The 14,077-nt window shown below is 44.3% G+C and carries 9 protein-coding genes; all 9 read left to right on the top strand.

All coding sequences use genetic code 11. From position 1 onward, the window contains the following. Nucleotides 1-450: 450 nt before the first annotated feature. The 9 genes from dnaE (at nucleotide 451) to AC4MBN_RS05910 (ending at nucleotide 13,969) form a co-directional block, all read left to right on the top strand. Nucleotides 451-4,023 (top strand): DNA polymerase III subunit alpha, encoded by a 3,573-nt coding sequence (gene dnaE / locus AC4MBN_RS05950; RefSeq protein WP_491880836.1) that lies wholly within the window; start codon nucleotides 451-453, stop codon nucleotides 4,021-4,023. 35 nt (nucleotides 4,024-4,058) lie between these two features. After that, nucleotides 4,059-4,907: an RNA methyltransferase gene (locus tag AC4MBN_RS05945; RefSeq protein WP_200230540.1), complete on the top strand. Its 849-nt coding sequence runs from the start codon at nucleotides 4,059-4,061 to the stop codon at nucleotides 4,905-4,907. Continuing rightward, entirely contained in the window at nucleotides 4,907-5,716 is an 810-nt protein-coding gene (gene cysE / locus AC4MBN_RS05940) for a serine O-acetyltransferase (protein WP_159122783.1), read from the top strand. Before AC4MBN_RS05945 ends, cysE begins: the two co-directional genes overlap by 1 nt. Nucleotides 5,717-5,838: 122 nt before the next feature. Next, nucleotides 5,839-6,753: an ABUW_2363 family tetratricopeptide repeat lipoprotein gene (locus tag AC4MBN_RS05935; RefSeq protein ID WP_491880835.1), complete on the top strand. Its 915-nt coding sequence runs from the start codon at nucleotides 5,839-5,841 to the stop codon at nucleotides 6,751-6,753. A 118-nt stretch (nucleotides 6,754-6,871) separates the two neighbouring features. Next, nucleotides 6,872-8,878 (top strand): esterase/lipase family protein, encoded by a 2,007-nt coding sequence (locus tag AC4MBN_RS05930; protein WP_491880834.1) that lies wholly within the window; start codon nucleotides 6,872-6,874, stop codon nucleotides 8,876-8,878. Nucleotides 8,879-9,167: 289 nt separating this feature from the next. Beyond that, nucleotides 9,168-11,792 (top strand): DNA mismatch repair protein MutS, encoded by a 2,625-nt coding sequence (gene mutS, locus AC4MBN_RS05925; RefSeq protein WP_491880833.1) that lies wholly within the window; start codon nucleotides 9,168-9,170, stop codon nucleotides 11,790-11,792. Between the two features lie 204 nt (nucleotides 11,793-11,996). Continuing rightward, nucleotides 11,997-12,320, top strand: a complete 324-nt coding sequence (gene fdxA, locus AC4MBN_RS05920) for a ferredoxin FdxA (RefSeq protein WP_004786212.1) — start codon at nucleotides 11,997-11,999, stop codon at nucleotides 12,318-12,320. Nucleotides 12,321-12,460: 140 nt separating this feature from the next. Then, entirely contained in the window at nucleotides 12,461-13,171 is a 711-nt protein-coding gene (locus AC4MBN_RS05915) for a D-Ala-D-Ala carboxypeptidase family metallohydrolase (RefSeq protein WP_340834324.1), read from the top strand. Nucleotides 13,172-13,303: 132 nt separating this feature from the next. After that, entirely contained in the window at nucleotides 13,304-13,969 is a 666-nt protein-coding gene (locus AC4MBN_RS05910) for an O-methyltransferase (protein WP_491880832.1), read from the top strand. Nucleotides 13,970-14,077 lie beyond the last annotated feature (108 nt).

Below are 14,077 nucleotides of genomic sequence, written 5' to 3'. Positions count from 1 at the left end.
GAAGATTTTTGTTACTTTTGATCTTTCAAAAGTAAAGTAAGAGATTTAGTGTACTCGCTCATGAATTATAGAAATCATTTATTTTTGAAATTTCAATTCTTCTGAATTTATGAGCTGTCTATTAAAATTATTACTAAATATTATTTTGCTTTTGATCTTAGGATAACCAACCTTACCTTTAAAAGTTTCCCCTTACTTTTGACGGGGCAAAAGTAACAAAACCCCTTTGTTGATCTGATGGCACTTCCTTGTGCCACAGATCAACTGGCGACATCCATGTCGCTGGGCTATAGATTTAATTTCAGGGAAATTATCCTTGTTTAAGTAAAATAATCACTCCAAAGTCCACTTTAAATTAAGATCTAAAAGTTCAGCATTTCCCCTCAATTTCAAAACTGAAACAATAAATCCCGTGCTAAACTATCGAGTGGTTTTTGCAGGGACTCATATATGCACTTTGTTCATCTTGGTATTCATACAGAATTTTCGATTACTGAATCCATCGTACGTATACCTGACTTGGTCAAAGCTGCTGCGAATGACGAGATGCCAGCACTTGCGCTGACTGATTTATCCAATCTACATGCCGCAGTCAAATTCTATAAAAAATGTCTGGATAAAGGCATTAAACCAATTCTCGGTTCTGAAATCCGCCTGAATGATGCGGAACATCGTGTCACCCTGCTTTCTATGACCAATAAAGGCTGGCGCAACCTGACCGAACTGGTGTCTGAAGGTTATATCAGCGGCCAGCAACTAGATATTCCTTGCGTACAGAAAGATTGGATCTTGAACCAGCACGATGACATGATCGTATTGCTCGGTATGCAGTCCGATGTCGGCAAAATGCTGATTACCTCAAATCCTGATAAAGCTGAACCGCTACTACAAGAATGGGTAGAGAAATTTGGCAACCGTGTTTATCTAGCCCTCACCCGCACTGGCCGTGCTAATGAAGATACTTTCATTGAAGAAGCGGTAAAGCTCGCAAAGAAATATAATATTGGTGTAGTTGCACATAATGATGTGCACTTTATTGCTCGTGAAGATTTTGAAGCACATGAAGCGCGTGTCTGTATCGCAGATGGTTATGTGCTGGGTGATAATCGCCGTCCTAAAACCTATAGTCCTGAACAATATTTTAAAAGCTCAACAGAAATGGCGGAGCTATTCTCGGATATTCCAACCGCGATTGAAAACACCTTCCATATCGCAAAACGTTGTAATGTCACCCTACGTTTAGGTTTCAACGATCTACCAGATTACCCAATTCCTGAAGGCCATACCATTGATACCTATTTCGCACATTTGTGTGAAGAAGGCTTAGAGGAACGCCTGAACTTCCTGTATCCACCAGAAAAACGTGAAGAAGATTGGCCTATAATCCGTCAGCCTTATGATGAACGTCTGGCCTTTGAGATCAAGATTATTCTGGACATGGGTTTCCCGGGTTACTTCCTGATCGTGATGGACTTCATTCAATGGTCCAAAGGTAATGGCGTGCCGGTAGGTCCAGGCCGTGGTTCAGGTGCCGGTTCCCTCGTAGCTTACAGCCTCAAAATTACCGACCTTGATCCTCTGCGCTATGATCTGCTGTTCGAACGTTTCTTGAATCCGGAACGTGTTTCGATGCCCGACTTTGACGTCGATTTCTGTATCGCTGGTCGTGACCGCGTGATTGACTATGTCGCACGGACTTATGGCCGTGATGCGGTATCGCAGATTGCGACTTTCGGTACCATGGCGGCTAAAGGTGCGATTCGTGACGTAGCCCGTGTACTGGGTAAATCTTATGGTCTGGCCGATCGTATTTCCAAACTAATTCCGACCAAGCCTTTGGGTTTAAGTCTGGAAGAATCTCTGGAAGCAGAACCACAGCTAAAAGACATCGTCACCAATCCATCGAATCCCGATTATGACGATGCCTCAGAAATCTGGGAAATGGCACTCAAGCTGGAAGGTATTACCCGTAACACCGGTAAACATGCCGGTGGTGTGGTCATTGCCCCAACCAAGCTGACTGACTATTCAGCCGTGATGTGTGATGCTGATGGTACAGCACGTGTAGCCCAGTTCGATAAAGACGATGTCGAAGCTGCCGGCCTGGTAAAATTTGACTTCTTGGGTCTACGTAACCTGACTGTAATTGAAGATGCGATCAAGCATATTAATGCACGTCCAGACGTCACTGAGCCAGTCAATATTTCCTATATTCCGCTGGATGACAAGCCTGCCTATAACATCTTTGCGACGGCGAATACCACTGCAGTATTCCAGTTTGAATCCGTCGGCATGAAGAAGATGCTCAAGGAAGCGCGTCCAAGCAAGTTCGAAGAAATTATTGCCTTCGTATCGCTATACCGTCCAGGTCCAATGGACCTGATTCCTGACTTTATCCATCGTATGCACGGTGGTGAATTCGAATACCTGCATCCCTTGCTGGAAAAGGTGTTAGAGCCAACTTACGGGATCATGGTATACCAAGAACAGGTAATGCAGTCTGCACAGTTCTGTGCCGGCTATAGCTTGGGTGGTGCGGACTTACTTCGTCGTGCGATGGGTAAGAAAAAACCTGAGGAAATGGTCAAGCAGCGTAAGATCTTCATTGAAGGTGCTGCGAAAAAAGATATCGATGAAGCCACCGCCAACCATATCTTCGACTATATGGAAAAATTCGCAGGCTACGGCTTTAACAAATCGCATGCCGCCGCCTATGCCCTGGTAGCTTATCAAACAGCTTGGTTGAAAGCGCATTACCCGGCTGAATTTATGTCAGCGGTGATGACCTCGGAAATGCAGAACACTGATAACGTGGTGTTCCTGATTGATGACTGCCGTCATAATGGTCTGGAAGTATTGCCTCCATCGGTGAATATGTCGATTTACCAGTTCCATGCCAGCGATCCAAAAACCATTGTGTATGGTTTGGGCGCGATCAAAGGCGTCGGTGAGGCGGCAATGCAATCCGTGATTGAATCACGTCAAAAAGAAGGTCCATATAAAGACCTGTTTGACTTCTGTCACCGTATCGACCTGAAGAAAATCAACAAACGTACCCTTGAAGCCTTGATTCGTGCAGGTGCACTGGATTGTCTGGGTATTGAACGTGCCGATCTGATGGCACAACTGCCTGAAGCCGTACAAGCTGCAGATCAGGCCCGTCAAAACCGTGAAACCGGCATCATGGACCTGTTTGGTGAAGTTGAAGAAGTTCAACGTAAACCTGCCAAACCGGTGAAACCGTGGTCAGATGAAGTCCGTCTCAAAGGTGAAAAAGATACACTCGGCCTATATCTAACGGGTCACCCGATTGATGTATATCGTAATGAGCTGAAAGCCTTTGTTCCTTGTCAGATCAATGAATTAACCCCAACCCGTCGTGGTGTAACGACTGTATTTGCCGGTCTGGTAGTCGATGTCGCTAACTTCCCGAACCGGATGATGGTGACATTAGATGATGGTACGGCACGTATCGAAATTTCTACCAACCATGAACGCTTCCAGCGCTTTAAAGACATCGTTCAGGTCGATAAAGTGGTGGTGATTGAAGGTGAAATTTACGAGCGTGAGGGTTTTGATCGTCCACTGGGTCGTCTGACCAAAGCCTTTAGCCTGAATGAAATCCGTCAGAAACGTGCCAACAGCATCAAAATTACCTTGCAAGCTGAACATTACAGCAAAACCCTTAGCCGTGACTTGCAGCAGATTCTAATGCCATATACCAATGTGGACATGAGTACGCATATTCCAGTGATTCTGTATCTGGATTATGGCTATGCTACGGCCGAACTGCATCTGGGCTTAAGCTGGAAAATTGCGCCGCTGGATGAGCTGCTCGCCAAGTTGCGTGACTATTTTGGCAAGACTGCGCTGTATATCGAGTATCAGGTGAAATCTAAAGCTGCCCGCGCCGTATCTTATGAACAAGCCAAACCAGTTGAAGTGCCACCTCCACCTTCAGATATGAGTATGGACGATGCCTTGGCACAGTATGAAGCCGAGTCTCAACCGCAGTATTCATAAATCTCCCATTTTAATATATCCAAACTGGAATCATCATGAGTCAAATTGACAATGCTGCTGTTTCAGCACATCTCTCCCATGTGCGTATTGTCATGGTTAATACCACCCTGCCTGCCAATATTGGTAGTGCATTACGTGCCATGAAAACCATGGGCCTGTGCAAACTGGTCCTGGTTGCACCTAAAACTTATCCGCATCCAGATATTGATGCACTGGCTGCAGGTGCAACTGATCTGATCGAACAGATTGAAATCGTAGAAACACTGGAAGAAGCCATTAAAGATTGCCAGATCGTCTTTGGTACTAGTGCGCGTAGTCGCACTATTCCATGGCCTTTACTAGACGTTCGTCCTGCTGCTGAAAAAGCACTTTCAGCTGTGGTGCAAGAAAAACAGGAAATTGCGATTCTGTTTGGCCGTGAAGACCGCGGTCTGACCAATGAAGAACTGGCGATGGCGAATTATCACCTAACTATTCCTGTGAATACGGATTATGGTGTTTTGAATGTTGCTCAAGCTATTCAGGTGATCTGCTATGAACTGCGTATGGCGGCACTGGATCAGGTAGAACATCCTCGTGATCCCAAAGCCACCATGCAAGTTATTGATGGCATTGAAATGGAGTGGGATGAACCGCTGGTGCCCCATGAACAGATGGAACAATTCTACCCGCATCTGGAAAAAATGCTGGCAGAAATTGAATTTATGGATCCAAAAAACCCACGATTACTTCCTTTACGCTTGCGTCGCCTTTTCGGACGTATACAATTAGATCGTATGGAATATCACTTACTTCGTGGTATTTTCACTCGTGTTCAGGCACTGAATAACGGCACCTGGAAAAAATCTTCCCATACATCACAACAGGATGAGGATCAAAACTAATGCTAAAACAGCTCAAAGAAGATATCCAAGCTGTCTTTGCGCGCGATCCTGCAGCACGCAATACCTTAGAAGTCTTAACCACCTACCCTGGCATCCATGCACTGATTATGCATCGCATGGCACATGAGCTATGGAAAAAAGACTGTAAAGGTACAGCGCGTGTTTTGTCCTCTTTTAGCCGTTTTGCAACAGGTATCGAAATTCATCCGGGCGCCAAGATTGGTAAACGTTTTTTTATTGACCATGGCATGGGTGTAGTGATTGGTGAAACTGCAGAAATTGGCGATGATGTCACCCTATATCATGGTGTGACTTTGGGTGGTACAACCTGGAATAAAGGCAAACGTCACCCGACTCTGGAAGATGGCGTTGTTGTTGGTGCAGGTGCCAAAATCCTGGGTCCATTCACGGTAGGTAAAAATGCCAAGGTCGGTTCCAATGCTGTAGTTACTAAAGCAGTTCCGCCGAATACCACAGCGGTTGGCAATCCAGCGCGCTTTATCACCAAAGACCAGCCAAAAGAGGATGCTGAAGCTCGTCGTCGTGATTATGCAGAAAGCATTGGTTTCCAGCCTTATGCAACAACACAGGATCAGACAGACCCGATTCTGGAAGGCATGCGTGTTCTACTTGACCGTATTCAACAAAATGAAAAACGCATGAATACACTGTGCAACCGCCTGTCTCTGCTTGACCCGACTTTTAAGAAAAACCAGTTAAATGAACAGCCATTTAGCAAGGAAGAACTTAAAATTCTAGAAGATGCGCGCCGTGAGTGCGAAGCACAAACCAGTCAGTCCAAGGCCTGACTATAAATCGTAATTCTTTTGTAACACGCATTTGCTTGCATGATCGCAGCACTTTTCATAGACTGACGATCATGCATTTTTTGAATAGATGTTTTAAAAAATAACATGAATGGACGGATATTATGACCTTGAAGCCCTTAGCAATTGCTTGCTTAGCTTTTACCATGACGGCGTGCTCTATGGCACCGACATCAAGCAAACAAGAACAGAAACCAGCTGATCAGATAGTTTTTGTTGAACCTGAAATTACTCCGCCATTTTATGCTTTAAATCCATTTAACTATAACGAACCACCTCCATTTGAAGTACATTTGCAAAAAGCCGCTGCGCAGCCAGTGACAAAAATGGTAGTGACTGATCCTAAAGATCCGTCTAAACAGTTAACCCTAGATGTAAACAAGCTGATTATCCCGATGGTGGATAGCAATACACGCAGTATGCGTTATGCAGCACTTGCCAATGAAAATGAAATCGACATTACTGAAATCGATGATTTCTTGCAGATGGTAGAAGGTAAAGCGCGTCATTATCCACCCCGCTTTAGCGACCGTCAGGAACGCCGTGGTTTTGAAGCGAAGCTTCGCGAAGTTTCTCAACAACTGGATACTTTAGCTTCACGTCCAAATGCTTCATTTGATGTATTAATGCGTGCATTTAAGGCCAGCGTTATGGCACGTAATCTTGATTTAGGTTCTATCTATACCACCAAGTCTTTGGCCTACGCACAGCGTATCCTGAAAATTAACCAGGATGATGCGGAAGCCAACTTCTGGTTCGGTTTTGGCCTGTCTGAAGGTGGTGGCCAGCGAGAAGCTATTCCCTACCTAGACAAAGCTATGCAAGCCGGTGTTCAGGAGGCCTATTTGTCTGCGGCAAACAACTACATTGCCATGGAAAACAAAAAAAATGCGGTACAAATCCTGAAAAACTACAAGGTGAAATACCCTCAAGAAGCTGAAGTTGCAGATCGTCTGATCCAGGAAATTGAGAAGCAAGGCCGTTGGAATGTATGGCAAGTGATGACGCCAAAAAATTAATGTAAATATTACTCGAATTTGAGTTACAAAATAGACTGCTTAGGCAGTCTATTTTTTTGAAAAAATCAGTAAAATACAAAACATTAATACACAATTAGACTGAGCTTCCAGAATCTATATGCACCATAAAATGAATAAAGCATTCCTTTTCTGTTCAATCCTGCTAGGGGCTGTCCTGAGCGGCTGTCAGGTCGTCAGCGTTAAAGAACAGGCCATTAATGTCACCATCAGTAATGAACGTGACAGCATCCTTACCCGTGACAAGCTGAGTGAAGCCAGTCTGAATGTCCTGTCCATGACAGGCCGTGAAGCTCGCATCTGTACCGAACAACCGCAAAACTGTGTAGATGCACTGAAGCAAATTCCTGAAATTCTGGATGAAGAATTATTGTCTACCGCCAGTGAGCTGTATCTTGCCAAGTCTTTGCAGCTCGGGAACTCTGCCGGATGTAAAAGCAGTCTCCTGACCAAGACCCAGTCTGAAGAAAAAAAGCAGCTACAAAAACAGAATATTGAGAAGTGTCAGGATCAGCAATTGGTCATGTTGGATCAGAGTATCCGCTATAGCTATGCGTACCTGTTCAAGACCCAGCGTGCACCACAGGATCGTATCTTTGACAACCGTCAGGTCCAGATCCGTGACTTCTATAACCTTGCGATAGCACACCTGATTCACGTCTATTCTGAACGTCATCCCTCTAAAGAGGTAAGCCGCAAGATTCAGGTCGGTAATAGCATTTACTCAGTTGATTTTGAAAATTATCCGGAAATTAAAGACCAGTCTTTTGAAAAGCTCATGTCTACTTATAATATGAACTTTTCCGGGCTGCGTTCGATTACCCGCCGTGATGGTTTCGGCTCAGAGTTTGTGGTTATTTTGCCTGAAGAAAAACGCATTACGCCGAATAAAAAATATATTGTCGATCCTCTCAAATATCAGTATCAGGAAGGCCGTAATCCGAATATTCACGCTGCACGCTACTTGGCCACGACCATTACTGCCATTCCAAAGTCTGGCAACAGTGTAGAACAGATCATTAACAGCCCGGAATTTCACCTTAAGTTATACGACCCGTACAAACATGAAAAAGTTACTGTCGCCGGTAAACAGTATTCTCTGGCAGCCAATTTCTCGGCCCCTTATGGCTTGTGGCTGGCTGAAAACAATCTCGGACGATCAGCTTATTTGGTGCTGATTGATCGTGATGACAACCTGACCATGCCGCATCTGTATATGCTGGAACCTTATAATCCTAAGAAAAAAGTCATTGTGCTGATTCATGGTCTGGCCAGCAGCCCGGAAGCCTGGATTCGTTTAACCAACGATGTGATGGGTGATCCGGTACTGCGCGAAAACTTCCAGGTATGGCAGGTATTTTATTCGACCAATATGCCAATTCTGGAAAGCCGCTATCAGATTAATGCACTAATTCAGCAAGCTTTCAAATTGAATAAACCCAACGATCCCGCCAAGAAAGATGCTGTACTGGTCGGACACAGTATGGGGGGTGTGATTGCCCGTCTTCTGGTCAGTGATGCCAATCTGATTCCACGCACGGAAGAGCTGCTGAATAATCGTCGTATCGAACGCTTCCGCAATAATCCCTTATTTAAAGCACGTCTGGATATCAAACCTGTACCTAATTTCAGTCGGGCTATTTTCCTGGCAGCCCCACATCGCGGTACTGATTATGCTGATCGCTGGTTTACGCTGGCGGCACGTAAAATTATTAAATTGCCTGGTGCCTTTCTCGGAGCATTTGCCGACACGCTACAAGGCGACATCGGACTGGATGATTTTCTCAAGGAAATTGGCCATGACATGATTCAAAATGGCCCGAGTGACCTGTCTAAAAACTCCAAGTTTAATGCGCTGACACGTGATGTGGTGCCATTTCGGGGCTTTAAATTCCATAACATCATGGGGAATACTATGGACAGTCAAGACAAAGCTATCATGACAGATGATGTCGTACCGTATCAAAGTGCCCGACTGGACGGCGCACTCTCTGAAGAGATCATCAAAGGTGGACATTCGATTCAGGAAACGCCTGAAGCTGTACTGGAACTCCGCCGCCTTCTCAGATTACATCTGGTCGACTTAGGATTGTATGACCCTGATTAAATTTTGATGAAAGATATAAAAAAAGCTGCCAATCGGTGGCTTTTTTATGGGCAACCCATGTATCAATACCCTTTTATGCTTTATATCGACTAAGTCCGTCCAAATACAGATTCCTGCGGATTTATATTTCTTTCTAAAAATTAAATTTGTTAGACTTGGAGCAATTATTTTTGACATTCAAACCGGTCTTTACAGGATTTTAGCTTAGGCTATTTTCCAGGTTTTCCGAGGATAATGTTCCGGAAAAAGATTCAGGTTTGGCTTTATATATTTAAAGGATTTTTTCTTAATGACCAGTTCAGAACTTGTGGCTGATCTCTCTAGCTTAACGCCCATGATGCAGCAGTACATGTCGGTCAAAATGCAGCATCCACACTCATTAATGTTTTATCGCATGGGTGATTTCTATGAACTGTTCTTTGAAGATGCCCATAAGGCAGCCAAGATTTTAGGCATTACCCTGACCCATCGCGGTAAAGCCAATGGCCAGCCAATTCCCATGGCCGGTGTACCTTTCCATGCCGCTGAAGGCTATCTGGCTCGTCTGGTGAAAAAAGGCGAAACGGTGGTGATCTGCGAGCAGATCGGTGAAGTGACTGGTAAAGGTCCAGTTGAACGTGGGGTCGTCCGAATTATCACCCCTGGAACCTTAACCGATGATGCCTTATTAGGTGCGCATCAAACCTCCAACTTGGTTGCTCTGTGTGTTCACCAGCAACAAATCGGAATTGCACTTCTCGACCTGAGTGCCGGTTTATTTAAAGTCCAGCAAATCGATTATGACTTAAGTCAGTTAGCCATTGAGTTGGCACGCCTGATGCCAAGCGAAATTGTGGTGGATGAAAATCTGCAAGATCAGGCACTGATAGAACACTTAAAACAACAACTAGATGTTCCAATCAGTAAACGTCCGAATGTTGACTTCAACCAGAACAATGCTCAGAAGACATTATGCGACCAGTTTGCAGTAAGCACACTTTCAGGTTTCGGAATTGATCATCTGCCCTTGGCCAAAGCTGCTGCGGCTGCATTGATTCATTATGCTAAAGAAACCCAGAAAACGGCTTTACCGCATATCCGAACCATTCAACTGGAACAAAGTTCAGACTTTATTGCACTAGATCCAGTCACCCGTCGCAACCTCGAATTGATTGAGCCTTTATTTGAACATGGCACTTCATTGTTCCAGTTGATCAATGACTGCCAGACCGCTATGGGTGGCCGTCTGCTTAGCCGAACCTTGATGCAACCGCTTCGTGATACTGCCATACTGGATGAGCGACTGGATGCGACACAGGCATTGCTTGAAGGTTTCCATGAATCGCCAGTCCGTCTGGTCTTAAAAGAAATCAGTGATATTGAACGTGTACTCAGCCGTATTGCTCTCGGCAGTGCGCGTCCACGCGATCTGGTTCAATTACGTCAGGCCTGTGCACAGATTCCATTTTTACGCCATGCGTTACAACCACTGTTAAGTCAGCAGAATTCGAAATTATTACAGCAGCTGAATCAAGAACTGGGCGATTTTCATGGCCTGCATCAGCGCCTGATGTCAGCTATTGTTGAAAATCCACCGGTATTGCTACGTGATGGCAATGTCATTGCAGAAGGTTTCGATAGCGAGCTGGATGAGCTGCGTAAAATCCGTGATCATGCCGGACAGTTCCTGATTGATCTGGAAATTAAGGAACGTGAGCAAAGCGGTATTCCTGCCCTGAAAATCGGCTACAACCGTGTTAGTGGGTACTATATCGAATTGACCCGTGCCCAAGCCGAACAGGCTCCTGAGCATTATATCCGTCGTCAGACACTGAAAAATGCTGAGCGTTATATCACACCTGAACTAAAAGCTTTTGAAGATAAAGTACTGTCAAGCGAATCCCGTGCGCTTGCTCGTGAGAAAATGCTGTTCGAAATGTTGCTGGATGAACTGCGTCAGGATATTGGCAATCTACAGATGATGAGCAGTGCGATTGCCCAGATCGATCTGTTGGCAAACTTTGCGCATCAGGCACGTTTACGCAATTGGGCACGACCAAAATTCAGTCCTGAAATTGGTGTGAAAATCGTTGCCGGTCGTCATCCTGTGGTGGAAGCCTTAAGCAAGGCTGCCTTTACTCCAAATGATACCCAGCTGGATTATCAGCATCGTATGGCCATCATTACCGGTCCAAATATGGGTGGTAAATCCACCTTTATGCGCCAGACCGCCCTGATTGCCCTACTGGCTTATTGTGGTAGTTATGTGCCAGCACAATCGACAACACTGGGGCCAATTGACCGGATTTTTACCCGGATTGGCTCTGCAGATGATTTGTCGACTGGTAAATCAACTTTTATGGTCGAAATGACGGAAACTTCGCAAATTCTGCATCATGCTACCAGCCAGTCGCTAGTCCTGATGGATGAAGTCGGACGTGGAACCAGTACCTATGACGGGCTGTCATTGGCTTGGGCTTGTGTGCTTGATCTGACTAAACGCATTCAATGTTTATGCCTGTTCGCAACGCATTATTTTGAGCTGACCGAACTGGATAAAGAATCAGGCATTGATAACTACCATGTCACAGCCAAAGAACTAAATGGCAACCTGATTCTGCTGCATAAAGTCCAACATGGTCCAGCTAGTCAGAGTCATGGTTTACAGGTGGCTAAACTGGCAGGTATTCCTGCGGCTGTAATTAAAGAAGCCCAACATCGTTTGAAGATTCTGGAAAAGCAACATCAGGCTAAACCGCAAAGTCCACAGCATGACCTGTTTGCGATGCCGGAAATTATTGAAAAGGTCATCGAGATTGAAAAGCCTTCAGCAGCACTTGAGTTATTAGAAGACATTGATGTTGATAACCTGAGCCCACGTGAAGCATTACAGCAGCTATATGCGCTCAAAGATCTCATGAAACAGCCAAGTTAAAATCTCTCCTAAGCCCTATCTTGTATAGGGCTTAGCTGATGATGATTCTCATTCCCTAAGCCTTTCATCAAATCATCGCAGTTTTTTCAAATTTAACAGCCCTATATATAACAAATATCAATAAAAGGAATTGTTTGTTCCCTCTATTTTTGCCTAAAATACGGTATTCGTCATTAGAACCATATTTTTTAGGTAGCTGTCGCCATGACCTTCGTTGTCACTGAAAATTGTATTAAATGTAAATATCAAGACTGTGTTGAAGTTTGCCCTGTAGACTGTTTCTATGAAGGTCCTAACTTCCTTGTGATTAACCCGGACGAGTGTATCGACTGCGCGTTATGTGAGCCTGAATGTCCTGCAAATGCAATTTTCTCTGAAGATGAGTTACCGGAAGGCCAAGAAGTCTTTATCGAACTGAATGCTGAACTGTCTCAGAAATGGCCGAACATCACTCAAATTGGTGAGCAACCTGCTGACCGTGAAGAGTGGAATGGTAAAACTGATAAATTACAATATCTTGAAAAATAATTTTTCAAATCTTAAAAAAAGACCAGCATAGACTGGTCTTTTTTTATACCTCATCCACACATTTCATTGCAATTTATCCTGATTTTCTCCGTAAAAGTGGACTAAAATAGCGCTATTTTAAAATATCTGAATTGCTATCAATGAAGCATTTAATAAAGGGGTTATTGAGTGTTTGTATAATCCCGCTTGTCTTTGTAGGATGTGCCACCACAAAACAGTCTGGTAAAGTAACTCCAGATAAAAGGATTTATATCCCAGAAGAACGAGTCCAGTACAATCATAAACCACAGCCTAAACCGGTTCCTTATGTCTATACTCACTGGGTATCGGCACTAAATAACCTGTCTCTTGTACGTGAATATGAAAACTTTTTGGCCCAGCAAGGGGTCGGAAATATTATCCCAAGTTTTGAGCTGATGCGTACTGCACGGGATTGGGCCAAATGTGGTCGATCGCAATACATGATTCCAAGCCGTGAGCTCTGGTCAAATCAGGTGCCTACTTTACGTGTCTTTAAATATCTGGTTGCAGCTAATGTGCTGACTGATTTTGAAGTCACTTCGGTTTATCGTGACCTGCCTTTGAACCAGTGTGCCGGTGGAGCCAATTCTTCACGTCACCTGTTTAACTCGGCAATTGATTTTCGGATCGGACCTGAGTACCCACAGGCTCAGGATTATGCAGCGATTGAAAATACCAAGTTCAAACTGTGCCAGTTCTGGTTACAGCATGGACAAAGCCTGAATATGGGGCTCGGTTTATATGCCTCTGGCCAAATCCATATTGATACTCAAGGTTATCGTACCTGGGGCCCAGATTTAAGCCGTCGCTCATCAATGTGTAATTACTAAGTCATTTCATTTGCTATACAAAGCCAGCTTTTGGCTTTGTATAGCCTAAAAAACCAGCGAATATAGAACAATAAATTGCGCTGTGCCTGGAAAAGTTTAAAATGCACGCATCACAACAAAGGTGCGAGTACTATGCAACAAATGTGGACAGATATTGACCGCTACATTGATTCACATTTAATTCCTGAAGATCCTATCCTGAATCAGACTCTTGAAAATACTGCTGCACATGGTTTTCCAGATCATCTGGCTGTTGCGCCGAATCAGGGCATGCTGCTGCAAATGCTGATCCAGATGAATAAGTGCAAGCGTATACTGGAACTAGGAACTTTTGCTGCATATAGCACCATGTGGCTAGCTCGTGCCCTGCCTGAAGACGGTTATATCCTGACCATTGAAGGCCGTGAAACGCATGCTGCCATGGGACAGGAAAATATTGATCGTGCACAGTTAAAACAGAAAGTTGAGCTGAAATGTGGCCGTGCTGCAGATGTGCTTCGTGCCCTGCCTCAAGATACTGAGGCCTTCGACTTTATTTTTATTGATGCTGATAAGCAAAGCTATCCTGAATATCTGGAGCTGAGCTTAAACCTTTCTCACTCCGGCACCATTATCTTCTTGGACAATGTGATTCGTGCCGGTGATATCATCAATCCGGACAATAAAAAACCAAGTATTGAAGGCATTCGTGACATGTTTAAAGCGCTGGAAAATCATCCACGTATCTTGTCTTGTACTGCTTTACAGACCGTCGGTAGCAAAGGCCATGATGGTTTTGCACTCGCAATTGTCAAATAATACGACTAGAACAAAAATCAGCCAATAAAGTATTCCTGATAAATAACATCATCTTACAGAATGTAACCACAGAGTTATCCACAATATATGAGGATAACTCTGGTTATT

Source organism: Acinetobacter sp. CAU_H_60, from assembly GCF_058599385.1.
This window is presented reverse-complemented; position numbering and strand designations above follow the sequence as displayed.